Source organism: Solirubrobacter soli DSM 22325 (assembly GCF_000423665.1).
Taxonomy (GTDB): domain Bacteria; phylum Actinomycetota; class Thermoleophilia; order Solirubrobacterales; family Solirubrobacteraceae; genus Solirubrobacter; species Solirubrobacter soli.
On record NZ_AUIK01000001.1, the window covers coordinates 814,504 to 838,335 of the forward strand.

The window sequence follows — 23,832 nt, forward strand, 5'->3', positions numbered from 1 at the left end:
TGGGTCGCCGCCATGCCCGCCCACCGGACTCCGGAGTACGGCTGGCCGGACGTGAGCTGTCCGGCCGGTGGTGGTGTCCGGCGCCGCGGGCGGGCGGGACGCTACGTCCATGTCCTTCTCGAGATCGATCACCTGGCTCGCCGGCGCCGGGGTCGCGGTCGCGCTGGCGTTCGCTGTCGCCGTCGTCGCGCACGCCGACCAGCGGGGCCCGCTGTCGACGCCTCAGGGCACCGTGCGGTCGTTCCTCACCGACGCGGTCGTCGACCACGACCCGGTGGACGCCTGCGGCTACCTCACGCCACGCGCCCGCAAGAGCTTCGAGCCCGGCCAGGATTGCGCCAGCCTGTTCGCGTCCGCGCGGCTGGACGGCGTCATTTCCGACCGCGGGCTGGCCCGCCTCACCTACCGGGTCACCGCGGACGGCAGCGCGCGGGTCGTGCACGCCGGCGGCCGCTCGTTCGTCCTGCTCCCCGCTTCACCGGAGGCGCTGGCGGAGTTCCACGCGCCGCCGACGGACTGGCGGATCGACTCGGGGATCGCGGGTCTAGCGGGGTGAGCGCAGGTACTCGAGCACGGCGAGGACGCGGCGGTGCTCGGTCGGCGTCGTGTCGGTCAGGTTCAGCTTGCGGAAGATGCGCCCGACGTGCTTCTCGACCGCGTTCTCGGTGACGACGAGCTGCTCGGCGATGCCGACGTTGGACAGGCCCTCGGCCATCGCGGCGAGCACGTCGAGCTCGCGCGGGGTGAGGTCGGCGATCGGGCCGCGGTGCTTGCCGCGCCCGAGCATCAGCTTGACCACCTCGGGGTCGAGCGCGGTCCCGCGACCGGCGACGCGGCGGATCGCGTCCACGAACGCGTCGACGTCGCCGACGCGCTCCTTGAGCAGGTAGCCGACGCCCGACGGATCGTCGCCGATCAGCGCGTTGGCGTAGGACTCGTTGCAGTGGCCGGAGAGCACGAGCACGCCGAGGTCCGGCCGCTCCTCGCGCAGCTGGACCGCCGCGCGCAGCCCGTCGTCCTCCCCGTGCGGAGGCATCTGCACGTCGACGATCGCGACGTCCGGCTTGTGGGCGCGGACCTTGCGGACGAAGTCGTCGGCGTCGCCGGCGCGCGCGACGACCTCGACGCCCTCGTCGCCGAGCAGCCGCGAGATCCCTTCGCGCATGAGCACGTCGTCCTCGCCGATCACCACGCGCAGGGCTGTCCGGTCGTCGCTGATGGGGCAGCACGATAATGCCCCGGATGACGAACCGTGACGGCCCGCTGGTGAGCCTGGCGTTCGCGGTGCTCGTCGTCGCCGCGGTGACGCTGGTCCTGTACCCGATCTCCGACATCGATCCGGGCGTCTCCAGCGGCGTCCTGTACGTCCTCGGCGTGCTGATCGTCGCCACCACCCGCGGGCTCTGGATGGGGTTGGTGACCGCCGTGCTGAGCGCGCTCGCGCTCGACTACTTCCACACCGACCCGACCGGCGACCTGCTCGCGGGCAAGTCCGCCGGCGACCTGGTCGCGATCGGCAACGTGATGGTGACCGCGGTCGCCGTCGCGCTGATCGCCCATTACGGGCGCCGGCGCGCGGTCGAGTCCGAGCAGCGGCGCGTGCGCCTGCAGGAGGTCGACGCGTCGCGCAGCCGGGTCCTCGCCGCCGCCGACCGCGAGCGCCGCCAAGTCGTCCGCGACCTCCACGACGGCGCGCAGCAGCGGCTCATGCACACCGTCGTGACGCTCAAGCTCGCCTCGCGCGCGGTCGACTCCGACCCCGTGCAGGCCAAGGCGATGTTGGGCGAGGCGCTCGACAACGCCCAGCAGGCGACCAACGAGCTGCGCGAGCTCGCCCACGGGATCATGCCGTCGGTCCTCACCCACGGCGGCCTGAGCGCGGGCGTGGACGCGCTCGTGGCCCGGATGCCGTTGCCGGTCGACTGCGACATCGCCGACCAGCGCTTCCCGGCGGAGCTCGAGGCGACCGTCTACTTCGTGATCGCCGAGGCGCTGACGAACGTCGCCAAGCACGCCGAGGCGAAGGAGGCGCGGGTGAGCGTGCGCACCGAAGGCGAGGTGCTCGTCGCCGAGGTCGCCGACGACGGCGTCGGCGGGGCGTTCACCGGCGGCTCCGGGCTGCTCGGGCTCGAGGACCGGCTGGAAGCGGTCGGCGGGCGGCTGCACGTCTCCAGCCCGCCGGGCGGGGGCACGACGCTACGCGTCGAGATTCCCCTCCAGTAGCTCGACCAGGCGCCCGTCGGCGAGCTCGTCCTTCGTCAGGAAGCCGATCGCTCCCGCGCGGGCGATGCGGGCGGCACGGCCCGCGTCGGCGTCGCCTGAGGTGAGGACGACTCGCGGCGCCCACGGGAGGGCGGCGAGCATGCGCGAGAGGCCGATCCCGTCGCCGTCGGGGAGGTTGACGTCGACGAGCGCGGTCGCGGGCCTGCAGGTCCGCGCCGTGGACATCGCACCCGCGCAGGTCCCGGCTTCGCCGACGACGTCGAACCCGGCCGCGGCCAGCACGCGCACGGCGAGCCGCCGGAAGCCCTCGTCGTCGTCAACGATCAGCACGGAAACCATCGATTCCATTGTCTGCCCATCCGCGCCGGGCGCGTATCCGGGCAGCCGGACAATGGCCGTCAGGCTCCGACCGCCACCTCGAGGCGCAGGTCGGCACCGGTGACGCGATAGCCGGAGCCGAGGCCCTCGACGCGGGCGACGCGGTCGCCGTCGTAGACGAGCACGGTGCCCTCGTCGACCGCCCAGCCCTCGGGCGCGAGCCCGGCGCGAACGGCGTGGATGAGCCGCGTGACCGTCCCCCACTGGGTCGCGTGGACGTCGACCGCGAACGGCACCAGGCCGAGGCCGGGACGCACCGTGAGCGGCTCGAGATCCTCGCCCGCCTCCTCCGCGCAGACGTCGCGGCCGCCGTGGCGCCAGCCGCCGACGATCGCCCACTCGCCCGCGATCGCCGCACCGGCCGAGAAGCCGCCGTAGACGACGTCGGGCGGGAGCCAGTCGCCGCCCACGAGCGCCTCCTGATAGCCGGGCGTCCAGCCGCCTGCGACGAACACGCCGCCCGCGCCCTCGACGTCGGCGGCGGTCGGCGGCCGGTCCTTGGAGACCACCACCGCACGCACCTCGTTCGCACCTGACGCGGTCAGCGCGCCCGTCCAGCGGTCGACGTCGGTGTCGTCGCCTTCGTCGAGCACGATCGCGACGATCGCCCGCTCTCCCACGGCGTGGACGAACGGAGCGTGGGAGGCGCGCACGGCATCCTCGCCGCGGCCGCCGCCGATCAGGTACACGGATCGCATCCGCACAGGATCACCCGTGAGCCGGACGCGCAACTGTATGGTTGCGTCATGAACGTCCTCGCCCTGTACGACATCCACGGCAACATCGACGCGCTCGAAGCGGTCCTCGCCGACCCGCGGGCGGCGAGCCCCGACGTGGTGCTGGTCGGTGGCGACGTCGTCCCCGGCCCGTTCGCCGCCGCCACGCTGGAGCGTCTCGCCGGTGCCCGCTGGATCCGCGGCAACGGCGAGCGCGAGGTCGCCGAGGCGATCGACGGTCCCGAGCCCTCACCGGACGACCCCGCGCGCTTCACGGCCAAGCTCACGCTCGACCAGATCGGTGCCGAGGCCGCCCGCCCGCTCGGCGAGCTCCCGCTCACGGTCGAGATCGACGGCGTCCTCTACTGCCATGCGACGCCGCGCGCGGACGACGAGATGGTCACCCGGATCTCCTCGCCCGAGCGCTACGCGACGGTGCTGTCGGGCGTCACCGCGCAGACCGTCGTCGCGGGCCACACGCACCAGCAGCACGACGTGATGGTGGGCGCGATCCGGTTCCTGAACGCCGGCAGCGTCGGCATGCCGTACGAGGGCGACGGCGCCGCGCGCTGGCTCTGGGTGGCCGACGGCGAGCCGGAGCTGCGTCGCACCGAGTACGACTCGCTCGCCGCGGGCCGGCGGATGCTCGGCGCCTGGCCGGACGCGCGGTCATTGAACGCGTCGCTCGTGGAGCCGGTCGACCCGATGGAGATCACACGGTTCTTCGAGGGCCTGATCTAGCCTTGGCGGATGGCCCTCCCCGCGTCCGACCGAGACCTCTCCGCCGACCCCGGCGTCGACTTCTACCGCTTCGCCAACGGCGGCTGGCTGGACGGGAACCCGATCCCCGCCGGATACGGCGCGTGGGGGTCGTTCGAGGAGGTCAGCCGGCGCAACGAGGTCGCGCTGCGGGAGCTGCTCGAGCGGGCCGCCGAGACACCCGGGGACCTGCTAGGGGACGCGTACGCCGCCGGGATGGACCTGGAGGCGATCGAGGCCGCCGGGACGGGGGCGATCACGGAGCTGCTGGCGGCGGCCGAGCGGGAGGACGTGGCGGCGCTGCACCGGGCGGGGATCTTCGTGCTGTTCGGGTGGGGCGTCACCGCCGACCACGACGACACGGACCGCAACCTGCTGTGGCTGTCGCAGGCCGGGCTCGGGCTGCCGGATCGCGAGTCCTATTTCGACGAGTCGGCCGCGGAGCTGCGCGGCGCGTACGTCGAGCACATCGACGCGCAGCTGCGCAACGCGGGCGTCGCGGGCGACGGCGCCGCGGTCCTCGCGTTCGAGACGCGGCTCGCCGAGCTGCACTGGCGCGCGGAGGAACGGCGCGACACCGACCGCACCCACAACCGCTTCGAGCGCGCGGCGATCGTCGCGTTGCTCGGCGACTACCTCGACCGGCTCGGCGCGCAGGCGGCCGCTTCCGTCAACGTCGAGAACCCGAAGCTGATCGAGGGCCTGCAGGCCGTGCTCGACGACACGCCGCCCTCGACGCGCCGCGCCTACTTCGCCTTCCACGTCGTCAAGGCCGCGGCCGACGCGCTGCCGAAGCGCTTCGACGACGAGGACTTCGCGTTCTACGGGCGTCGGATCCGCGGGCAGCAGGAGCAGCACGAGCGCGCCAAGCGGGTGATCGACGCGATCGGCTCAGACCTCGGCGAGGCGCTGGCCGAGCGCTACGTCACGACCGCGTTCTCGCCTGAGGCCAAGGAACGGGCGGAGCGGATGGTCGCGGCGATCCTCGAGGAGATGCGGAGCTCGATCCGCACCCGCGAGTGGATGAGCGCGGAGACCCGCGCCAAGGCCGAGATCAAGCTCGACGCGCTGCGGGTGAAGATCGGCTACCCGGACGAGTGGCGCGACTGGTCCGCGCTCGAGCAGCACCGCGACACCTACGCCGCCAACCGCCTCGCCGCCGCGCGGTTCGAGCTCGAGCGCCAGCTGGCCAAGCTGCCCGAGCCGGTCGACCGCGGCGAGTGGGAGATGCCCGCCCACATCGTCAACGCCTACTACCACCCGACGCTCAACGAGATCGTCTTCCCGGCGGGCATCCTGCAGCCGCCGCTGTTCGACGCCGAGGCCGACGACGCGGTCAACTTCGGCGGGATCGGCATGGTCGTCGCGCACGAGATCACGCACGGCTTCGACGATCAGGGCCGGCGCTTCGACGCCGACGGCGCCCTGCGCGAGTGGTGGACGCCCGAGGACGCGGAGCGCTTCACGGCGCTCGCCGACCAGTTGGTCGCCCAGTTCGACGCTTACGCGATCCTCGAGGACGTCCACATCAACGGCCGCCTGACCTTGGGCGAGAACATCGCCGACCTCGGCGGCCTCGCCCTGGCGCAGCGCGCCCACGCCCGCGTCGCCGACGGGGCGCCGGCGATCGACGGCCTCACACCCGCGCAGCGCTTCTTCCTCGCCAACGCGACGCTGTGGCGGGCGAACATCAGCCCGGAGCTCCAGCGCACGCTCGCGGGCATCGACCCCCACAGCCCGCGCGAGCTGCGGGTGCTCGGCCCGGTCTCCAACCTCACCGCCTTCCGAGACGCCTTCGGGCTGCCCGACGACGCGCCGATCATGCGCGCCCCGGAGGAGCGCATCGAGATCTGGTGAACCTAAAGGGGCCTGACCCCTTTAGGTTCAGCGCGCGAAGCGCTCGAAGACCGTCGTGACGACGGGCTCGCCGCAGTCCAGGCAGGTGCGGTCGAGCAGCGAGGACGGGCGTGACAGGGAGGTCCCGCCCAGCCCGCAGGACGGGCAGTGGAACGCCGTCTCGACGAAGCCGGCGGCCTGTAGTGCTTCCGTGACGTCGGCCATGCCTCGAACCTAGCGGGCCGCCGCCTGGGGTTCCCGCCCTATTGGGGAGTGTGGGGCCTGGACGGAATAGGCGCCCGCGGCGCAGTCCTCGCAGCGGACCTCGCGGCGCGGGTTGCGGATGCCGACCAGGCCGAGCACGCCGCCGAGGGCGACGAGCGTGGCGCAGATGCCGATGCCGACGTGGAAGGCGTCCACCGAGGCGGTGATCGATTGCGGCATGCCGGGGATCACCTCAAGCGTCTCGCCCGCGGCTCCGCCCATGCCGTTGACGTAGACCGCGCTGACCACCGCGCCGATGCCCGCGACGCACAGCAGGCTCGCCACCCGCGCAATCGCGTTGTTGACGCCGGAGGCGATGCCGGCGTTGTTCTCGTCGGCATCGGCGAGCACGGTCGCGGTCAACGGCGCGACCGTGGCGACCAGGCCGAACGAGAAGATCAGCAGCGCGGGGAAGAGCTCGGTCCAGTAGTCGACGTCCTGGTCCATCCGCAGCATGAGCGCGATCCCGACGGCGGCGACGAGCGGCCCGCAGCCCATGAACAGGCGCGGGCCATAGCGATCCGCGAGGCGGCCGGCGCGCTTGGCCAGCAGGAACGACACGACCGTGGTCGGGAGGGTCGCGAGCCCGGCCTGCAGCGCCTCGTAGCCCGCGACCTGCTGCAGGAAGAGGGTGAGGAAGAAGAACATCGTCCCCAGGCCGCCGTACATCGCGAACGTCTGCAGGTTGCCGAAGGCGAAGTTGCGGCGCTTGAAGAGCTCCAGCGGCAGCATCGGCTGCGGGGTGCGCCGCTCGTGGAACACGAACGCGACCAGCAGCGCGATCCCGGTCAGTCCGACGAGCCAGACCTCGGGCGAGCTCCAGCCGACGGTCGGCTGGCGGATCAGCGCGAGCACCGGACCCGCGAGGCCGAGCACGGTCAGCAGGGCGCCCAGCCAGTCCAGGCGCACGTCTCGGCGGCCGGGCGACTTCGGCACCGCGATCATCACCAGCGTCAGCGTGATCAGCACGAACGGGACGTTGATCGCGAAGATCCAGCGCCAGGAGGCGGTGTCGACGAGCCAGCCGCCCGCGAGCGGGCCGATCACCATCGCGATGCCCGACCAGGCGGTCCACGAGCCGATCGCGCCGCCGCGCTCGTCGGGGCCGAAGGTGGAGATGATCACCGCGAGCGCGCTCGGCGTCAGCAGCGCGCCGAACACGCCCTGCAGCGCGCGCCCGACGATCAGCACCTCGATCGTCGGCGCCAGGGCGCAGAGCATCGAGACGACGCCGAAGCCGCCGACGCCGATCGAGAACACCCGCCGTTCCCCGTACAGGTCGCCGAGCGAGCCCGCGACGAGGATCAGCGAGCCGAGCGTCAGCAGGTAGGCGTTCGACACCCACTGCTGGCCGGCGAGCCCGCCGCCGAGGTCCTCGCGGATCGCCGGGAGCGCGACGTTGACCGCGGTCGCGTCGAGGCCCGCCACGAAGGACCCCATGATCGCGGCCGCGAGGGCCAGCCGTTTCTGCCGCGCGCCGATGACGGACACGCTACCGAGCCGTCTGCACCTGCTCGCGCGGCACGGCGTTGCGCGCCGCCCGGTCGAGCGCGGCGACCGGCAGCGGCACGGCGGAGGCGAAGAGGACGCAGTTGCCGGGCGCGCGGCCGCGGAGCACGCCGGGCGGGGCGACCCACAGCACGTGCTCGAAGACCTCCTCGATCAGCGCCGAGTGGCCGTGGACCTCGTCCAGCGGCGGGATGTCGATCACGTTGAGGGCGTAGACGCCTTGCGGGCGCAGGACGCGCCTGATGTGGGCGAGGAACTGTGGGCCGGAGACCCGCGCCGGGACGTGCGGGCCGTCGAACGCGTCGCCGATCACGAGGTCCGCGGACTTGTCGGGCCGCGCGGGGAGCAGGTCGGCGGCGTCCCCGACTTTGATGCGCATGCGTGGCGTCGCTCTGAAGCCCATGTGCTCGCGGGCGAGCGCGACGACGCCGGGATCGAGCTCGAAGACGAGTTGGCGCGAGGCCGGTCGGGTCGCCTCGATGTAGCGCGGGAGGGCGCACGCGCCGCCACCGACGTGGAGGACGTCGATGCCGCTGTCGGATGGGCGGAACGCGTCGATCAGGTCGGCGATCCGGCGCATGTAGGCGAACGTGAGGAGCTTCGGGTCGTTGATGTCGACCTGGCCGGCCTCGCGGCCGTCGAGCAGCAGCGTCCGGGACGAGGGCCGGTTCGGGTCGGCGACCACCTCCGCCATGGCGTGGAGGGTGCGGACCTCGACCGGCGCGGGGGCCGGGCGGCCGCGTCGCTCGCGGCCGCGACGATTCACTACTGCGGAGCCAGCTCGGACGAGTCGGTCAGCTGCAGCTTGCGCCGCGCGCGCTCGTAGAAGCCCTGGGGGAACAGGCGCAGGATGCGCGCGGGGGTGTCGCTCATCGCGAACTGGATGCAGTCGCCGGCGTTGAGCTCGGCCACGCGCTGGCCGTCCGCCTCCAGCAGCAACGGGGCGGAGCGGTCGAGGACGTGGACGCGCAGGCTCTCGGAGGGGTGCAGGAAGACCGCGCGGTCGAAGGCCGCGTGCGGCGCCACCGGCGTGACCAGGAGGCCGCGGTGGCGGGGGGACACGATCGGCCCGCCCGCGGCGAACGAGTAGGCGGTCGAGCCGGTCGGCGTGGCGATCACGAGCGCGTCCGCCGTGTAGCGGGCGAACACCTCGTCCTCGACCTCGACCGCCAGCGCCGCGGGACCGTGACCCGGGACGCGCGAGAGGGCGGAGTCGTTGAAGGCGTTGAAGGCGGTCGGGAAGCACGTGCCGGTGACCGTCATCACCGCGCGCTCCTCGACCCAGTGCTCCTCGCGGTCGATCCGGTCCAGCGCGTCCGGCAGCTCGTCGAGGTTGACCTCGGCCAGGAAGGCGAGACGCCCGAGGTTGACGCCCAGGACCGGCACGCCGTACTCGGTCGCGAGCTTGAGCGCGCGCAGGATCGTCCCGTCGCCTCCGAGTCCCATCAGCAGCCCGGCGCCGACCGCCAACTCCTCCTCGGGCACGAGCACGACCTCCGGCGGCATCAAGTCGCGGGCCTCCTCGAGCCCCCGCACCTGCTTGCCGTGACCATCGGCCCAGCGGACGACGCATTCGATCATCGCGCGGCTGTCGCGCCGCGGATGCACCACGACGCCGATGGACCCGGGTTTCACGAGTCGTCGCGGTGGACGGTGTCGGGGGAGAAGGCGGGCAGGCAGACGGCGACGTACTCGGCGCCCTCGGGCGTGGAGTAGCGGACCCATTCGCCCGCTTTGGCGAGCACGGCCTGGCCGGTGTTGACGACCAGGGTCCCGCCCTCGTGCTCGACGTGCAGCGCACCGCCGATCACGAGCGTGTACTCGTCGAAGTCGGGGCGCTGGCCGGGCTCCACCCACCCCGCCGGCGACCGCATGTGCGCCAAGCTCAGGCGCTCTTCCCCATTGTTGACGCGACCGGCGTATTCGTCGATCAGCTTCGGCTTGGTCCCCGCGGCCTCGACGCGCGAGGGCGACTCGATCAGCTCGGGCATGTGCTCGCGGAGTCTAGGGTCACCGGTCCTTCATCGTAACCCGACCACATTTCGGGTATTTTGCCGGGCCATGAGCGTCACCGACGACCTGCTGGCCAATAACGCGGCCTACGCCGAGAACTTCGACAAGGGCGACCTCCCCCTTCCCCCGGCCAAGAAGGTCGCGGTGGTCGCCTGCATGGACGCCCGCCTCGACGTGCACGGCCTCCTCGGCCTGGCGCTGGGCGACGCCCACGTGATCCGCAACGCCGGCGGCGTCGTGACCGACGACGAGATCCGGTCTCTGGCGATCTCGCAGCGACTGCTCGGCACGGAAGAGATCGTCCTGATCCACCACACCGACTGCGGCATGCTCACCTTCACGGACGACTCCTTCCGCGCCGACCTCCAAAAGGACACGGGCATCAAACCGCCTTGGTCCCCGGAGTCCTTCACGGACCTCGACGACGACGTGCGCTCGTCGATCGGACGCATCAAGGCGAGTCCGTTCATCCCGAACAAGTCGTCGGTGCGGGGGTTCGTGTACGACGTGCATACGGGACTGCTGCGTGAGGTGGACGCTTCGTAGCTTGGCCGTGGCATCGGTGGGCGGTTGTGGCGTTGTGTGGCCGTGCCGGTATTCGGGAAACGGCTTGCGGTGAGGGGGGAGGGGGCAGAGAGCCAGCGGGTCCTCGAGCCTTCGTCCTGCGCGTCTATCGGCTCCCGCTCTCGTGGCGGGGTCGTGAGGAACGTCCATCTGCACTCCGCGGGGGGTGGGTTACGTTTCGCCCCTGTACGGGGGCGGAACGTCGAACACCCCCACGAACGCGCCAACTCGAACAGTGCGGTTTCGGTCGAGAAGCGCCACCACCGACGAAAGCGACCACAACCGATCTCGCACGGTCTCCGTGGACCGTAACTTGACGGTCTCCCTGCAGGGCGCGGCGAGTCAGCACGGCCAGGCGCCACGGCGAACGGCGGCACGACCGATCAGGCCGGGGCGCAGCAGCGTCCCCCTCCCTCAGTGCTCGGCCGTTCCCCGAATACCGGCACGGCAGCGCAACGCCACGGCGCCCACCGATGCCGCGGCGCTAAGCGGTCATCCAGGCCAACGTGCGCCGCAACCCCTCGGCCAGCGGCGTTGACGCCGTCCACCCCAGCCGCGAGCGGGCCGCGGCCGGGTCGAGGCTCGAACGGGCGATCTCTCCCAGCCGCGCCGGGCCGGTGACGGTGGACAGGTCCAATGTGCGCGCGAGGTCGAGGAGGCTCGTCTCGACGCCGGTCGAGAGGTTGATCGCGCCCTCCTCGGAGGAGCGGCCGGCGGCGGAGAAGCCGGCGACGACGTCCTCGACGTAGACGAAATCGCGGGTCTGGGTGCCGTCGCCGAAGAACGTCACCTCGCGGCCGTCGGCGGCGGCGGCGCAGAAGATGGCGATCACGCCCGCCTCGCCGTGGGGGTTCTGGCGCGGGCCGTAGACGTTCGACATGCGCAGCGCCAAGGTCGAGATGCCGTGCAGCCGGCTGAAGAGCGCGAGATACGACTCGGCGGCGGCCTTCGAGGCGCCGTACGGCGACAGAGGCGCGACCTCGGTGTCCTCGGCGATGGGCAAGGACGGCGGGTCGCCGTAGACGCCCGCGGTCGACGCGAGGATCACGCGCCGCGCGCCCGCGTCGCGCGCGGCCTCCAGCACGGCCGCGGTGCCGCCGACGTTCTGGTGGGCGTCCATCGAGGGGTCGCTGACCGAGCGACGGACGTCGATCTGGGCCGCGAGGTGGTAGACGACCTCGGGACGCGCGGCCCCGAAGACCGAGAGCATCGTGGCGACGTCGGTCACGTCGCCGCGCACCAACGACACGCCGCGGGCCTTGGCCGCGGACAGGTTCTCCTCGGTGCGCAGGTGGTCGACGACGGTGACCTCGTCGCCCGCGTCGAGCAGCACGTCGACGAGGTGCGAGCCGATGAAGCCCGCCCCGCCGGTGACGAGCGCTCTCACCGGCTCTGCGCGAGCTCGCGCTCAGGCTCGAGCGTCGGCGCGGGCGGTCCCACCGGAGCGCCGATCCGGCCGGCGGCCGCGGTGGCGACGAGCAGCGCGATCCAGGTCAGTGCGCTGAGCACGACGTGGAACCAGACGATCTCGGCGGGCAACTCCATCGAGTACTGCACCAGGCCGACGAGGCCCTGGCAGGCGAGCAGGACGCAGACCGCGGTGACGGCGTTCTGCGTGGCGGCGTTCATCTTGCGGGCGCGCACGAGGAACCAGACGCCGACACTCGCCAGGCCGAGGAACGTCGCCAGCGCGCCGTGCTGGTGGATCGCCCAGTCGAGCGTCTCCGCCCCGCGCCAGTCGAGCCGCGGCACGATGTCGCCGGTCCCCTCCCCGCCCGCGTGCGGGCCGGCGGCGGTGGCGATCGTCCCCAGCGACAGCGTCAGGAACCCCGGCAGCAGCAGGAAGCGCACGCTCCAGACACTCAAGCGATCCGTCGTGCGGGGTCGTTCTCCCGGTTCGAACGTCGCCCGCCAGGCCAAGGCGACGCACGCGACGAGCAGCAGCATCGACAGCAGGAAGTGGCCGATAACCCAGCCCGGGTCCAAGCCGTAGATCACCGTCAGGCCGCCCATGACGGCCTGACCGAGCACGCCGAGCGGCAGCAGCAGCGCGATCCAGCACAGGTCGCGCCGCACCGGGCGGCGGAACCACGCGAAGATCGCCGCGGCGAGACACGGGATCGCAACCACGGACGTCATCACGCGGTTGGAGAATTCGATGATGCCGTGCGTGTGCAGCTCCGGCGTCAGCCGCGTGCCCTCGCAGCGCGGCCATTCCGGGCAGCCGAGCCCGGAGCCCGTGAGACGCACCGCGGCGCCGGTGAAGACGATCAATGTGCACACGCCGAGCGCCGCGTAGGCGATCTGGCGATAGCGGGCGGGAGACACCTGCATCGACCGCCATTGTGTCAGCAACCGACCCCCCTTCTAGACTTCCGGCCCTGACGCGCGCCTTTCGCGGGAGCCGTCCGTCTTAACGAGGAAACCTCCACGACCCGCGATCAGGAAGGACCTGCCACCCGTGCCTGACCAGTTTGATAACCCGCGCGCGCTGCGACTGAACGACTTCGAGATCTCCGACACGAGCGACTGCTACGTGATCGCCGAGATCGGCCACAACCATGGTGGCTCGCTCGATTCGGCGCATGAGCTGTTCGCCGAGGCGAAGGCGGCGGGGGCGCACGCGGTCAAGCTGCAGAAGCGCGACAACCGCTCGCTGTACACCAGGGAGGGCTACAACAAGCCCTACGAGAACGAGAACTCGTACGGCGCGACGTACGGCGAGCACCGCGAGTACCTCGAGTTCGGCAAGGCGGAGTACGAGGACCTGATCGCGCACTCCAAGGAGATCGGCGTCACGTTCTTCTCGACGGCCTTCGACATCCCGAGCGCGGACTTCCTCGCCGAGCTCGACATGCCGCTGTACAAGATCGCTTCTGCGGACCTGATCAACACGCCGCTGCTCAAGCACGTGGCCAAGATCGGCAAGCCGATGATCCTGTCGACCGGCGGCGCCACGCTGGAAGACGTCAAGCGCGGCTACAGCACGGTCGCCGAGATCAACCCGGAGGTCGCGCTGCTGCAGTGCACGGCGGGCTACCCGGCCGCGTGGGAGGAGCTCGACCTGCGCGTCATCTCCACCTACCGCGACCTGTTCCCGGACGCGGTCGTCGGCCTGTCCAGCCACGACAACGGCATCGCGATGGCGGTCGCCGCGTACGTCCTGGGCGGGCGCATCGTCGAGAAGCACTTCACGCTCAACCGCGCGCTGAAGGGCACCGACCATCGCTTCAGCCTCGAGCCGCAGGGCCTGCGCAAGCTCGTCCGCGACCTCAAGCGCACGCGTGTGGCGCTCGGCGACGGCAACAAGTCGATGTACCCGTCGGAGACCGAGCCGATCATCAAGATGGCCAAGAAGCTCGTCGCCGCGCGCCCGCTGCCCGCCGGCCACACGCTGACCGAGGCCGACATCGCGTTCAAGTCGCCCGGCGACGGCCTGCCGCCCTACGAGCTCGACCGCGTCCTCGGCCGCACGCTCACCCACCCGGTGATGGAGGACGGCGCGCTGACCTTCGAGGTGCTCGAGCCGGCCGACGAGCAGGTCGGTTCCACCACGCACGGTGACTGACCTCACCGGTCAGGTCGCCGTCGTCACGGGCCTTTCGGGGCGCCTCGGTCCCGTCTGGGCCAAGGCGCTCCGGGACGCGGGCGCGACGGTCGTCGGCGTCGACCTCAACGCCGGCGAGAACGTCTACGCGGCCGACGTGACCGACCGCGCCGGCATGGACGCCGCGCGCGAGCAGATCACCGCCGACCACGGCGCGCCGACGATCCTCGTCAACAACGCGGGGATCGACCAGCCGCCGGGCGCGGGCGGAACCGGCTACGCGATCGAGGACGTCCCCTTGGAGGCGTTCACGAAGACCGTGGACGTCAACCTGGCCGGCACGTTCAACGCGATCCAGGTCTTCGGCCCCGCGATGGTCGCGGCCGGCCGGGGCTCGATCGTGAACATCGGCTCGTTGTACGCGAGCATCGCCCCCGAGCCGGCGTTCTACGACCACATCCCGGGTTTTCTGAAGCCCGCCGCCTACGGCGCGTCGAAGGCCGCCGTACTGAACCTGACGCGCTACTTCGCCCGCCTCTGGGGCCCGCACGGCGTGCGCGTGAACGCGATCTCGCCCGGCGGCGTCGAGGGCGGCCAGGACGCCGAGTTCCTGGCCAAGTACACCGCGCGCGTCCCGCTCGGGCGGATGGCGCAGGAGGCCGACCTCGGCGGCCCGCTCGTCTTCCTGGCCTCCGAGGCCTCCCGGTATGTGACCGGGCAGCACCTGCAAGTCGACGGAGGATTCACCGTATGAGCGCCCCCACGGCCGTCCGCACCATCGGCAACGTCATCGGCGGCGAGGAGCGTCCGGCCGCATCCGGCGAGACGATCCCCAAGTACGCGCCCGCGACGGGCGAGGTGCTCACCCACGTCGCGCGCTCCGGCAAGGCCGACGTCGACGCCGCGATCACCGCCGCGCAACAGGCCCAACCCGCATGGGCGCGCGAGACCCCCGCGCAGCGCGGCGCGATCCTGCGCCGGATCGCCCAGCTGCTCGAGCGCGACGCGCAAGAGCTCGCGGAGATCGTCGCCGCCGAGACCGGCAAGTCCCCCAAGGACGCGCTCGGCGAGGTCGGCGGCGCGATCGAGATGGGCTACTTCGTGGCCGGCGAGGGCCGCCGTCTATACGGCAAGACGACCACGAGCGCCGTCCCGAACCGCCAGGCGATGATCGTGCGCCAGCCGCTCGGTGTCGCGGGCCTGATCATCGCCGCCAACACGCCGATCGCGAACGTCGCGTGGAAGGTCTTCCCCGCGCTCGTGTGCGGCAACGCGGCGGTCCTGAAGGCGAGCGAGGACACGCCCGAGACCGCGCTGGCGTTCGCGCGGCTCGCCGCCGAGGCGGGCCTGCCCGCGGGCGTGCTGAACATCGTCCAGGGCCTCGGCCCGGAGGCCGGGCAGCCGATCGTCGAGGACCCGCGGGTGGCGATCGTCTCCTTCACCGGCTCGACCGCCGTCGGGCGGATGATCGCGCGGGTCGCCGGCGAGCGGCTAGCGAAGGTCTGCCTCGAGCTCGGCGGCAAGAACCCGTTCGTGGTCTGCGACGACGCCGACCTCGACGCCGCCGCCACCGCGGCCGCTCTGAGCGCCTACTCGAACGCGGGCCAGCGCTGCGCCGCGGGCAGCCGGATCATCGTCTTCGACGCCGTCTACGACGACTTCAAGGCGAAGCTCCTCGAGCGCACGCAGGCGCAGAAGGTCGGCCCCACCGACGACCACGACTTCGGCCCGGTCATCAACCAGCGCCAGCTCGACAACATGCTGGCCAAGGTCCGCGAGGCCAAGGAGAACGGCGCCACGATCCTCGCGGGCGGCGAGCGCATCGGCGACGAGGGCTACTACATGGCGCCGACGCTGATCGAAGGCCGCATCGACAACGAGCTCTTCGGCCCGATCACGACGCTGCACCGCGTCTGGAGCTTCGACGAGGCCGTCGAGCTGGCCAACGACACGCCCTACGGCCTGACCGCTGCGATCTGGACCGCTTCAGTGCACCGCGGGCAGGAGTTCCTGACCCGGATCGCGAGCGGCGTCGCTTCCGTCAACGGCCCGACCTACGGGTCCGAGCCGCACATGCCGTTCGGCGGCCTCGGTGACTCGGGCACGGGCTGGCGCGAGGCGGGCACCGAGGCGATCGACGTCTACTCCGACCTCAAGACGATCTACGTCAACCACGACCCGTCCCTTGTCTAACGCCGTCGCCCTCGTCCCGGCGCGGGCGGGCTCCAAGCGCGTCCCTGGCAAGAACATCGCCGACCTCGCCGGCCATCCGCTGATCGCCTACTCGATCGCGGCGGCCCGCGAGTCCGGCCTGTTCACCGACGTGATCGTGTCGACCGACAGCGGGGAGATCGCGGAGGTCGCCGAGCGCTACGGCGCGACCGTGCCCGGCCTGCGCCCGACGGCGATCGCCGGCTCGACCTCGCCGGACATCCTCTGGGTCCAGCACGCGCTCGAGGGCCGCGACGAGGCGCTGTTCTCGATCCTGCGCCCGACGAGCCCGTTTCGCACCGCCGCGACGATCCGGCGCGCCTGGGACCAGCTGCACGCCGTCGAGGGCGCGGACTCGATCCGCGCCGTCCGCAAGGTCCGCGAGCACCCCGGGAAGATGTGGCGGATCACCGGCGACGTGATGGTCCCGTTCATGGCCCAGACCGACGGCGAGGTGCCGACGCACTCGCGCCAGACGGCGTCGCTGCCGGAGGTCTACGTCCAGGACTCGTCGCTGGAGATCGCCTACACGCGGATCGTGGCCGACGGCGAGATCGCCGGAAGCACCGTCGTCCCGTTCCTGACCGAGGGCTACGAGGGCCTCTCGATCGACTATCCCGACGAGCTCGACGCCGCCCGCGTCCTGGCCGCGGAGCACCCCGACCTCCTCCCAAGGATCTGATGGAAGCCGCCACCTTCGCCGCCAACGCGCCGATCGCGCTGACCTACGTCCCGCCGGCCGAGCTCGCCCGCATCCGCGAGACGCGGGACCCGGTCACCCGCGCGGCCGCGCTCGCCGACGCCAACCGGATCAACGCGCTCTCGAGCATCATGGAGGCCGGCTCCGGGCACATCGGCACGTCGTTCAGCGTCGCCGACATCCTCGCTTGGCTGCACCTCGAGGTGCTGACCGGCGACGACGTCTGCTTCTCCTCCAAGGGCCACGACGCACCCGCCGTCTACGCCGCGCTGGCGTCCGTCGGCAAGCTCGACTTCGAGCTGCTGCACAAGCTGCGCAAGGGCGACGGCCTGCCCGGGCACCCGGACATCCACGCCACGCCTCAGGTCTTCACCAACACGGGAAGCCTCGGCATGGGTGTCTCCAAGGCCAAGGGCTTCGCCCGCGCCGCCCGCCTCGACGGCGGCCGTCGGCGCGTCTTCGTCATCACCGGCGACGGCGAGCTGCAGGAGGGCCAGTTCTGGGAGTCGCTCAGCCAGGCCGCCAACGAGGACTTCGGCGAGATCACGGTGATCGTCGACCACAACAAGATCCAGTCCGACACGTGGGTCGAGCACGTCAACGACCTCGGTGACCTCGAGGCCAAGGGGCGCGCGTTCGGCTGGGCCGTCGCACGCTGCGACGGCAACGACATGGCGGCGCTGTCGAGCACGCTCACCGAGCTGCTGGAAGACCTCCGCCCGAAGCTGCTGATCGCCGACACGGTCAAGGGCGCGGGCGCGGAGATCTTCACGCCGCACGCGCTGGAGAAGTCCGGCACCGCGCTCTACGCGTACCACTCGGGCGCGCCGTCGGAGGAGCTCTACGGCATCGCGATCGCCGAGTTGGTGGGCAAGCTCGCCGACACGCTCGGTCGCGACCCCGAGCTCGAGGCCGGCGAAGCCCCGCGCCGGGTCGCCCCGCAGACGCCGCAGAAGCTGGTCGACGCGTACGGCAGCGCGCTCAAGAGCGCCGCGGACCGCCGCGAGGACATCGTGGCGCTCGACGCCGACCTCTACCTCGACTGCGGCCTGATCCCGTTCCGCGGCGCGCATCCCGGCCGCTTCGTCGAGTGCGGCATCGCCGAGATGGACATGGTCTCCCAGGCCGGCGCGCTGGCGCTGGGCGGCAAGCTCCCGGTCGTCCACTCCTTCGCGTGCTTCCTGACGCCGCGGGCCAACGAGCAGATCTACAACAACGCGTCCGAGGGCACGAAGGTCATCTACGGCGGCTTCCTCGCCGGGATCGTCCCCGGCGGGCCGGGTCACTCGCACCAGTCGGTCCGCGACATCGCGCTGATGGGCAGCGTCCCCGGGATGACGTGCCTGGAGCCGTTCTCCATGTCCGAGGCGGCGCGCTGCGTCGAGTACGCGGTCGACGAGGCCACCGGCCCCGTCTACCTTCGGTTCGTCAGCGTGCCGTGGGAGCTGGGCTTCGAGCCGCCCGAGGCCGCGCCGCTGCAACGCGGCCGGGGCACCGTGCTGCGCGCCGACGGCGACGTCGTGCTGGTGACCACCGGCCCGGTGCTCGTCTCGCAGGCGTACAACGTGTCCGAGGTTGCACTGGTCGCGCTGCCGTGGCTGCGCGACGTCGACGGCGCGTGGCTGGCGGAGATCGCGGGCGGCCGGCGGGTCGTCGTGCTCGACAACCACGTGCTCAGCGGCGGCCAGGGCGACGCGGTGCGCGCCGCGCTGCCCGGTCACGCGGTCGAGGTGTTCGGCATCGACCGCGTACCCGCGGGCGGCACCAACGACGAGGTGCTCCGCGCCCACGGCCTCGACACCCACTCCCTGCGGGAGCGCCTGCGGTGACCACGTATCTGTTCTGGGACATCGACGGCACGCTGCTCAACACCGCGCGGGCCGGCGTCTTCGCGCTCGAGGAGGCCACCGAGGAGGTCCTCGGCGAGCGGATCGACCTGACGACGATGCGGACCGCCGGGCTGACCGACGCCGAGATCGCCCGCGTGCTGGCCGAGAGCCGTGACCGGGCCGACGAGGCGACGGTCGGCGCGCTGCTGGACGCGTACGCGCGCCTGCTGCCCGACCGGCTGCCGTGGCGCCAGGGCTGGGTCTACCCGAACGTCGTCGAGATCCTCGACGCGCTCTCAGGCCGCGACGACGTCGTCAACATGCTGCTCACGGGCAACATCGCCGGCGGCGCCGAGGCCAAGCTGCGCCACTACGGCCTCTGGGACTACTTCAGCGCCGGCGGCGCCTTCAGCGAGTACGGCTCGGACCGCCCCTCGATCGCCCGCCGCGCCGCCGAGCTGGCCGGCAACCCGGACGGCGACCGGATGGTCGTGATCGGCGACACGCCCCACGACATCTCCTGCGGAAAGGCGATTGGCGCGCGCACGCTCGCCGTGGCCACCGGCCCTGGCTACGACCTCGAAGAGCTGGAAGCGTGCGATCCGTGGCGGGCGCTGCCCGAGCTTCCCGATCCGGCCGACTTCGAACGCCTGATCGATCCGGACCGCGCTAGCCTTCCGCCGCGATGAGAGACCGCCTCCGCTCACTGATGAAGGGCGGGTCGTCGCCTGCCGCCCCGTTGGATCCCGCATTGCGCAGCTTCCTCGCGCAACTGGAGGAGGCCAAGGCGCGGTCGCGCCCGAGCGTCTTCTGGCAGAAGCAGCTCGAGGACCACGTCGCGTACGACGCCGGCTCCGACGAGGACATCGCGGCCCTGACCGAGCGCGTGACCCGCGGCTACGGCTTCGAGGACCTGCCCGAGACGGTCAGCGCCCCAGCTGAGGACCCGGCCTACGTCGCGGCGTGGGACGCCCTCAAGCGCTCGCGCTCGATCGCCAAGCAGCTGGACCCGACCCGCATGGGCATCGACAAGGCGACCTACGAGCACATGCGCGCGCTCGGGTTCCTGCAGCTGCAGGGGCTGCTCGACGACTACCTGGAGTTCATCGCGCCGCTGCAGGTGCGCTCGACGATGTCGACGGCGCGCCACTGGTACTACGCCCGTCAGGTCGACGCCTGGGCGAAGGAGACGCACGGCGACAAGGCGCTCGACGTGCTCGAGGTCGGCGCCGGCGCGGGCAACCTCGGCATCTTCCTCACGCACATGGGGCGCGTGAACTCGTACACGATCGTCGACCTCCCGCAGATGCTCGTCCACTCGGCGTTCACCGTCTGGCGGCAGCTCGACGAGCCGCAGCTGCGCTTCGAGAGCGCCCCCGAGCCGGGCACGTGGACCTTCATCTCGGACGGCCTCGCGCACGAGATCCTGACCGAGCGCTCCTTCGACCTCGTCCACAACTACAACTCGTTCATGGAGATGGATCAGAAGGCCCGCGACGGGTACCTCGACATCTTCTACCGCACCGCCCGCCCCGGCGCGCTCTTCGTGAACATCAACCGCCGTCAACCCGCCCTGCCGCAGCCGGACGGGTCGACGTTCGACAACAACCCGCTGCTGTACCCCTACCGCACGGACGACCGGATCCTGGCCTGGGAGGAAGACCGCTTCCAGACCGTGACCCGTATCAAGCTCGAGGTCCCGATCACGTTGACCGTGACACGAGCTGCCGTGATCGCTTGAGCCCCGCGTAGGTGACGTCGACCGCGACCCGCACGGGTCGCGGCGCCGCCGCCACGCTGCGGGCCCCGTGGTGCATGACGCGGTTGACGAGGAAGTTGGCCTGCCCACGGGCGAGGATCGCGCCCGTGCGGCCCGCGTAGACGGTCCACAGGCGCGCGCGCTCACCCGCCGGGCGGCCCTTCAGCGCGCCGCGCCCGAGCGCCGCGTCGGCGGCGAGCAGCGTCAGGTGCGGGAAGACCCACGGCAGCCGCGACCAGCGCGGCGCGCCGTCGGGGAAGATCGCGTCGCGCTGGCGGTCGGCGGTCACGACGTGCTCGTAGCGGCGCCGCCAGAGCGTCCGCGGGACCTGCACGAGCGAGCCCTTCATCGCCAGCTCGGCGATCAGCAGCCGGTCCGGCAGCAGCACGCGCCGGAACCGCATGCCGTCCAGCGCGTCCAGCCGGATCAGCCCGTAGACCATGTCGCCGGCCACCATCGTGCGGCTGGCGTCGCTCACGCGCGTGGAGGGCAGTGGCGCGGTGTACTCGCGGTCAGGCCACTCGAGGCGAAGCACCTCGCCGCCATCGCCGACGCGGACGTTGCGCGGGTAGGCCAGCACGGCGCCGGGGTCGCCTTCGAGCGCGTCCACGAGCTCGGAGAGGAAGCGCGGGTGCCAGGCGTCGTGATCGGAGGCGGGCAGGAAGTAGCGGGCGTCCGGGAAGCGCCGGCGCGCGAGCTCCAGCGTCCGCATCCAGTTGCCCACGAGCCCGAGCCGGCGCTCGTTGACCTCCACGCGGATGCGGGGGTCGCGCTCGGCGTACCCGCGCGCGACCTCGACCGTCTCGTCGGTGGAGCGGTCGTCGCAGACGACGATCGCGAAGTCCTGCAGGCGCTGGCCGAGCAGGGTCTCGAGCGCCTCCGGGAGGTGGGCGGCCTGGTTGTACGTCGGGAGGCCGACGACGACGAGCGGCGTCACTTGTCCACGCGCCGCCAGCCGACGACGTGCCGGTACCCGAACTCCTCCTTGCCCGGCTTGCCGAGCGTGCGGCTCGCGGCCTGGGCCAGCAGCGCGCGCACGCCGCCCGCGGGGAGCTTCGGGAGCATCTGCGTGTACTGGATGCCGGGCAGGACCGTCGTCTCCTGCGGCCAGTAGTACGGCGAGATCAGGTCGCGCACGCTGGTCATCTGCGGGTTGTACGGCGAGCGGTCGCGGTTGAGGCTGTAGAGGTACGGCGCGCCCAGCTCGTGCGCGTGGCGGACGTAGCCCGCGACCTGGTCGGCGGTCATCTCCTGGAAGGAGACGGTGTTCATCGCCAGGTCGAGCCTCGGCGGGCGCGTCTGGTCCAGGAACGTGTTCGGGACGAAGACGAAGTCCGCGTCGGGCGGGCCGAGCGGGCCGTCCGGGTGGTCGGGGTCGAAGAAGTGCAGCTTCGCGTCCGGGAACGCGCTGGCCAGGTACGTGGCCGAGAACAGGAACAGCTCCGGCAGGTCGGTGAGGACGTACTTGACGTCCGGGAACAGCGTCTTGAAGACGTACGCCAGGCCGCCCCAGCCCGTCCCGATCTCCCACACCGTCTTGCGCTCGTCCGTCTTGCGGAGCTCGTCGAGCACCGCGCCCTTCTCGAGGGCGATCATCACCTCGAAGTACTTGAGCGTGTCGAGGTTGTAGAGCTGGCCGTCGATCTCGTGCCCGAAGCCGCCGAGCACCTCCGGCTCGGGCACGAGCAGCTCGCGGCCGCCCGCCACCTCGATCAACGCGTCGAGCTTGGCCTTTAGCTGCGCGCGCCGGTTGTCCTGGTGCGTGCGGTACTCGTAGACCTTCAGACCCGTGACGTGGTAGCTGTGATGGCGCAGGCGCTTGATCAGCAGCGGGGAGGCGTCGAACAGGTACTCGAAGCCCGCGAGCTCCTCTTCCCAGTAGTCGCTCGGCGCGGCGGTCCCGCCGCGGCGTTCGCGATCGAGCGCGCGGAAGCGCAGCACCTCCTCGCGAGCGCGTTGGTAGGCACGGAATTCACGGCTCGCGCTCAGGCGCTCGAGCTCGGCCGGCAAGTCATCGATCGCAGTCATCAGCCGCCCCATGGTGGCAGGAGTCGTTTGGCAAGTCCTCGCAGACGAGTCGGGCTCGTCGCGGTCAACAGCGCGACCGAGAGCCAGATCAGCGGCGCCGCCGCGCGTGCCCTCGGACCGGGCGGCGGGGCCGGAACCGCGGACGCCGCGCGCTCGATCGCGTCGGCGACGAGCGGTGTCGCGGGCCGCTCGAGCCCGTGCGGGCGCACGAAGGAGCCGAGGAACGCGCGGCCTGCCGCGCGGGCCGCCTCGCCGTCGGCCAACGTCGCGCCGAGCATGGCCGCGTGCTCCTGCAGATCATGCGCGACCGCGACCGGCCCGCCGCCGTTGCGCGTCAGGTAGCCGAAGTGCACCGTCCCGCTCTGGGTGGCGGTGAAGTCCTCCGACTCGATCGTCAGCACGGGCCGCCCGACGATCGCGGCCTCGACCATCGCGCTCGTGTTGATCCCGACCACGGCCTCGGCGTGGTAGAGCGAGTCGTAGTAGTCCGCGCGGTCGTCCTCGTCGACCGGGTTCGCGCCCGCGCGCGGGTAGACGGCGACCGCGTCGAGGTCGGAGAGGTCCGCGTCGCGCCACGCGCTGACGTTGTACGGGTGCGGGCGCACGAGGACGCCGACGTCGTCCAGGCCCGACCGGCGCAGCGCGGCGATCCAGCGGCGAACGAAGTCGACCTCGGCCGCCGGGGCGGAGATCGACGCCGTCGAGCCGACGAAGAGCACGAACGGCTTCTCGGCGGGCAGCCCGACGCGCGCGGCGAACGCCTCCCGCGTCCCGCTCGGGCGGCGCGCGAACCAGCGGTCGAACGGCTGCGCGCCCGTCACCTCGATCGTCTCGGGAGCGATGAAGTGCAGCTCGGTCGCCTCGTCGCGCTGCAGCTCGTTCCACACGAGCACGCGGTCCACGCGCTCGCGGATCATCCCCTTGGTCGTCAGGTGATCCCAGCTGCCGACGGCGAGCACGGCCGGGATGCCGAGCGCGTGGGCGGCCTTGACGACGTCGGTCTGGCGCGACGCGTCGGTCACCAGCGGCGTCACGACGACCACGTCGGGGCGCGCCTCGGCGACGACGCGCTCCATGCGGCGGCTGGAGGGGATCGCGTGCTCGAGCGCCAGCAGCGCCTTCAGCGCGCGTTCGACGCGCCGCGCGGGCTGCGTCGGGAGCCGCGTGAGCCCGCGCGCCACGCCGGCCAGCAGGTGCTCGAGCCGCCGCCGGAGATAGTCCGCCTGCGCGAAGCGCGGGTGCAGATAGCGCACGTAGTCCGTGGTCCGGCGCAACTCGGTCGCCACGGGCTCCCAGAAGTCGCGCCGGCCGCCGAGGGCGCCCGCGATCGTGACCCCGGCGGGCCGGTCGTCGAGCGCGCGCAGGCCCTCGGCCTGCTTGCCCGGCTCGTCGAAGCGAAGCGTGACGTGATGGCCGCGCGCGGCGAGCTCGCGGACGACGCCGTCGTAGTACCGCAGGTAGCCGGGATAGTGCATGACGAACAGCACGTTCATGGC

General features: G+C 71.9%; 25 protein-coding genes. 12 read left to right on the forward strand and 13 right to left on the reverse strand.

What is annotated here, in order from left to right; all coding sequences use genetic code 11:
- The first annotated feature begins 109 nt into the window (after positions 1-109).
- Positions 110-556: a hypothetical protein gene (locus G569_RS0103775; protein WP_028062432.1), complete on the forward strand. Its 447-nt coding sequence runs from the start codon at positions 110-112 to the stop codon at positions 554-556.
- On the opposite strand, the gene G569_RS0103780 is transcribed toward G569_RS0103775, so the two are convergent.
- Entirely contained in the window at positions 545-1,198 is a 654-nt protein-coding gene (locus G569_RS0103780; protein WP_028062433.1) for a response regulator transcription factor, read from the reverse strand. The two genes, G569_RS0103775 and G569_RS0103780, sit on opposite strands and share 12 nt — an antisense overlap.
- Positions 1,199-1,242: 44 nt before the next feature.
- On the opposite strand from G569_RS0103780, the gene G569_RS57215 reads away from it, so the two are divergent.
- Positions 1,243-2,223: an ATP-binding protein gene (locus tag G569_RS57215; protein ID WP_053225797.1), complete on the forward strand. Its 981-nt coding sequence runs from the start codon at positions 1,243-1,245 to the stop codon at positions 2,221-2,223.
- On the opposite strand, the gene G569_RS0103790 is transcribed toward G569_RS57215, so the two are convergent.
- Complete coding sequence (locus G569_RS0103790) at positions 2,197-2,562, reverse strand: response regulator (RefSeq protein ID WP_028062434.1); 366 nt, start codon at positions 2,560-2,562, stop codon at positions 2,197-2,199. The genes G569_RS57215 and G569_RS0103790 overlap by 27 nt on opposite strands.
- A gap of 59 nt (positions 2,563-2,621) precedes the next feature.
- Positions 2,622-3,299, reverse strand: coding sequence for a type 1 glutamine amidotransferase family protein (locus G569_RS45320; protein ID WP_157591791.1), 678 nt, complete (start codon positions 3,297-3,299; stop codon positions 2,622-2,624).
- A gap of 48 nt (positions 3,300-3,347) precedes the next feature.
- Between G569_RS45320 and G569_RS45325 the strand changes: the two genes are divergently transcribed.
- Together G569_RS45325 and G569_RS45330 are read left to right on the forward strand one after the other, a co-directional pair.
- A complete protein-coding gene (locus G569_RS45325) occupies positions 3,348-4,058 on the forward strand; it encodes a metallophosphoesterase family protein (protein ID WP_053225800.1) in 711 nt (236 codons plus the stop codon).
- Between the two features lie 9 nt (positions 4,059-4,067).
- Positions 4,068-5,933: a M13 family metallopeptidase gene (locus tag G569_RS45330; protein ID WP_053225801.1), complete on the forward strand. Its 1,866-nt coding sequence runs from the start codon at positions 4,068-4,070 to the stop codon at positions 5,931-5,933.
- 27 nt (positions 5,934-5,960) lie between these two features.
- Here the strand turns inward: G569_RS45330 and G569_RS62200 are convergent, their stop codons facing one another.
- The 5 genes from G569_RS62200 to G569_RS0103830 form a co-directional block, all read right to left on the reverse strand.
- Complete coding sequence (locus G569_RS62200; protein WP_157591792.1) at positions 5,961-6,137, reverse strand: hypothetical protein; 177 nt, start codon at positions 6,135-6,137, stop codon at positions 5,961-5,963.
- Positions 6,138-6,146: 9 nt separating this feature from the next.
- Positions 6,147-7,667 (reverse strand): DHA2 family efflux MFS transporter permease subunit, encoded by a 1,521-nt coding sequence (locus G569_RS45335; RefSeq protein ID WP_053225802.1) that lies wholly within the window; start codon positions 7,665-7,667, stop codon positions 6,147-6,149.
- Position 7,668: 1 nt separating this feature from the next.
- Entirely contained in the window at positions 7,669-8,379 is a 711-nt protein-coding gene (locus G569_RS45340) for a spermidine synthase (RefSeq protein ID WP_157591793.1), read from the reverse strand.
- Between the two features lie 71 nt (positions 8,380-8,450).
- Complete coding sequence (locus G569_RS0103825; protein ID WP_037494264.1) at positions 8,451-9,320, reverse strand: NAD(+)/NADH kinase; 870 nt, start codon at positions 9,318-9,320, stop codon at positions 8,451-8,453.
- A complete protein-coding gene (locus G569_RS0103830) occupies positions 9,317-9,676 on the reverse strand; it encodes a cupin domain-containing protein (protein ID WP_028062436.1) in 360 nt (119 codons plus the stop codon). Before G569_RS0103830 ends, G569_RS0103825 begins: the two co-directional genes overlap by 4 nt.
- A 70-nt stretch (positions 9,677-9,746) precedes the next feature.
- On the opposite strand from G569_RS0103830, the gene G569_RS0103835 reads away from it, so the two are divergent.
- Positions 9,747-10,244, forward strand: a complete 498-nt coding sequence (locus G569_RS0103835; RefSeq protein WP_028062437.1) for a beta-class carbonic anhydrase — start codon at positions 9,747-9,749, stop codon at positions 10,242-10,244.
- 502 nt (positions 10,245-10,746) lie between these two features.
- On the opposite strand, the gene G569_RS0103840 is transcribed toward G569_RS0103835, so the two are convergent.
- Together G569_RS0103840 and G569_RS57220 are read right to left on the reverse strand one after the other, a co-directional pair.
- Positions 10,747-11,649: an NAD-dependent epimerase/dehydratase family protein gene (locus G569_RS0103840; protein ID WP_028062438.1), complete on the reverse strand. Its 903-nt coding sequence runs from the start codon at positions 11,647-11,649 to the stop codon at positions 10,747-10,749.
- Complete coding sequence (locus tag G569_RS57220) at positions 11,646-12,596, reverse strand: COX15/CtaA family protein (protein ID WP_053225804.1); 951 nt, start codon at positions 12,594-12,596, stop codon at positions 11,646-11,648. Before G569_RS57220 ends, G569_RS0103840 begins: the two co-directional genes overlap by 4 nt.
- A gap of 127 nt (positions 12,597-12,723) precedes the next feature.
- On the opposite strand from G569_RS57220, the gene G569_RS45350 reads away from it, so the two are divergent.
- From G569_RS45350 to G569_RS0103880, 7 genes are read left to right on the forward strand one after another with little or no spacing between them, the layout of a single operon-like run.
- The gene (locus G569_RS45350; protein WP_053225805.1) at positions 12,724-13,830 is read left to right on the forward strand and encodes an N-acetylneuraminate synthase family protein; all 1,107 of its coding nucleotides are present in this window, start codon (positions 12,724-12,726) and stop codon (positions 13,828-13,830) included.
- Positions 13,823-14,563, forward strand: a complete 741-nt coding sequence (locus G569_RS0103855; RefSeq protein ID WP_028062439.1) for an SDR family oxidoreductase — start codon at positions 13,823-13,825, stop codon at positions 14,561-14,563. Before G569_RS45350 ends, G569_RS0103855 begins: the two co-directional genes overlap by 8 nt.
- Positions 14,560-16,002: an aldehyde dehydrogenase family protein gene (locus G569_RS0103860; protein ID WP_028062440.1), complete on the forward strand. Its 1,443-nt coding sequence runs from the start codon at positions 14,560-14,562 to the stop codon at positions 16,000-16,002. Before G569_RS0103855 ends, G569_RS0103860 begins: the two co-directional genes overlap by 4 nt.
- Positions 15,995-16,702 carry an acylneuraminate cytidylyltransferase family protein gene (locus G569_RS45355; RefSeq protein ID WP_053225806.1) on the forward strand — a complete coding sequence of 236 codons (708 nt, stop codon included), beginning with the start codon at positions 15,995-15,997 and terminating at the stop codon, positions 16,700-16,702. The genes G569_RS0103860 and G569_RS45355 overlap by 8 nt, the downstream gene beginning before the upstream one ends.
- Positions 16,702-18,549, forward strand: coding sequence for a thiamine pyrophosphate-binding protein (locus G569_RS0103870; RefSeq protein WP_053225807.1), 1,848 nt, complete (start codon positions 16,702-16,704; stop codon positions 18,547-18,549). Before G569_RS45355 ends, G569_RS0103870 begins: the two co-directional genes overlap by 1 nt.
- Positions 18,546-19,238, forward strand: a complete 693-nt coding sequence (locus G569_RS45360; protein ID WP_037494265.1) for an HAD family hydrolase — start codon at positions 18,546-18,548, stop codon at positions 19,236-19,238. Before G569_RS0103870 ends, G569_RS45360 begins: the two co-directional genes overlap by 4 nt.
- On the forward strand, positions 19,235-20,290 hold the full coding sequence (locus tag G569_RS0103880) for a putative sugar O-methyltransferase (protein ID WP_084284117.1): 1,056 nt from the start codon (positions 19,235-19,237) through the stop codon (positions 20,288-20,290). Before G569_RS45360 ends, G569_RS0103880 begins: the two co-directional genes overlap by 4 nt.
- On the opposite strand, the gene G569_RS63660 is transcribed toward G569_RS0103880, so the two are convergent.
- Genes G569_RS63660 through G569_RS0103895 form a run of 3 tightly spaced genes read right to left on the reverse strand, consistent with a single transcriptional unit; the run spans position 20,253 to position 23,829 of the window.
- Positions 20,253-21,245, reverse strand: coding sequence for a glycosyltransferase family 2 protein (locus G569_RS63660; protein WP_028062443.1), 993 nt, complete (start codon positions 21,243-21,245; stop codon positions 20,253-20,255). The genes G569_RS0103880 and G569_RS63660 overlap by 38 nt on opposite strands.
- Complete coding sequence (locus tag G569_RS0103890) at positions 21,242-22,336, reverse strand: putative sugar O-methyltransferase (protein WP_169542058.1); 1,095 nt, start codon at positions 22,334-22,336, stop codon at positions 21,242-21,244. Before G569_RS0103890 ends, G569_RS63660 begins: the two co-directional genes overlap by 4 nt.
- On the reverse strand, positions 22,336-23,829 hold the full coding sequence (locus G569_RS0103895) for a glycosyltransferase family protein (protein WP_028062445.1): 1,494 nt from the start codon (positions 23,827-23,829) through the stop codon (positions 22,336-22,338). Before G569_RS0103895 ends, G569_RS0103890 begins: the two co-directional genes overlap by 1 nt.
- Between the last annotated feature and the right edge of the window lie 3 nt (positions 23,830-23,832).

Coding starts and splice junctions, on each gene's coding strand:
- G569_RS0103775 (WP_028062432.1), top strand. CDS start 110: ATGTCCTTCTCGAGATCGATCACCTGGCTCGCCGGCGCCGGGGTCGCG.
- G569_RS57215 (WP_053225797.1), top strand. CDS start 1,243: ATGACGAACCGTGACGGCCCGCTGGTGAGCCTGGCGTTCGCGGTGCTC.
- G569_RS0103790 (WP_028062434.1), bottom strand. CDS start 2,562: ATGGTTTCCGTGCTGATCGTTGACGACGACGAGGGCTTCCGGCGGCTC.
- G569_RS45320 (WP_157591791.1), bottom strand. CDS start 3,299: ATGCGATCCGTGTACCTGATCGGCGGCGGCCGCGGCGAGGATGCCGTG.
- G569_RS45325 (WP_053225800.1), top strand. CDS start 3,348: ATGAACGTCCTCGCCCTGTACGACATCCACGGCAACATCGACGCGCTC.
- G569_RS45330 (WP_053225801.1), top strand. CDS start 4,068: ATGGCCCTCCCCGCGTCCGACCGAGACCTCTCCGCCGACCCCGGCGTC.
- G569_RS62200 (WP_157591792.1), bottom strand. CDS start 6,137: ATGGCCGACGTCACGGAAGCACTACAGGCCGCCGGCTTCGTCGAGACG.
- G569_RS45340 (WP_157591793.1), bottom strand. CDS start 8,379: ATGGCGGAGGTGGTCGCCGACCCGAACCGGCCCTCGTCCCGGACGCTG.
- G569_RS0103830 (WP_028062436.1), bottom strand. CDS start 9,676: ATGCCCGAGCTGATCGAGTCGCCCTCGCGCGTCGAGGCCGCGGGGACC.
- G569_RS0103835 (WP_028062437.1), top strand. CDS start 9,747: ATGAGCGTCACCGACGACCTGCTGGCCAATAACGCGGCCTACGCCGAG.
- G569_RS57220 (WP_053225804.1), bottom strand. CDS start 12,596: ATGCAGGTGTCTCCCGCCCGCTATCGCCAGATCGCCTACGCGGCGCTC.
- G569_RS0103860 (WP_028062440.1), top strand. CDS start 14,560: ATGAGCGCCCCCACGGCCGTCCGCACCATCGGCAACGTCATCGGCGGC.
- G569_RS0103870 (WP_053225807.1), top strand. CDS start 16,702: ATGGAAGCCGCCACCTTCGCCGCCAACGCGCCGATCGCGCTGACCTAC.
- G569_RS0103880 (WP_084284117.1), top strand. CDS start 19,235: ATGAGAGACCGCCTCCGCTCACTGATGAAGGGCGGGTCGTCGCCTGCC.
- G569_RS0103890 (WP_169542058.1), bottom strand. CDS start 22,336: ATGACTGCGATCGATGACTTGCCGGCCGAGCTCGAGCGCCTGAGCGCG.
- G569_RS0103895 (WP_028062445.1), bottom strand. CDS start 23,829: ATGAACGTGCTGTTCGTCATGCACTATCCCGGCTACCTGCGGTACTAC.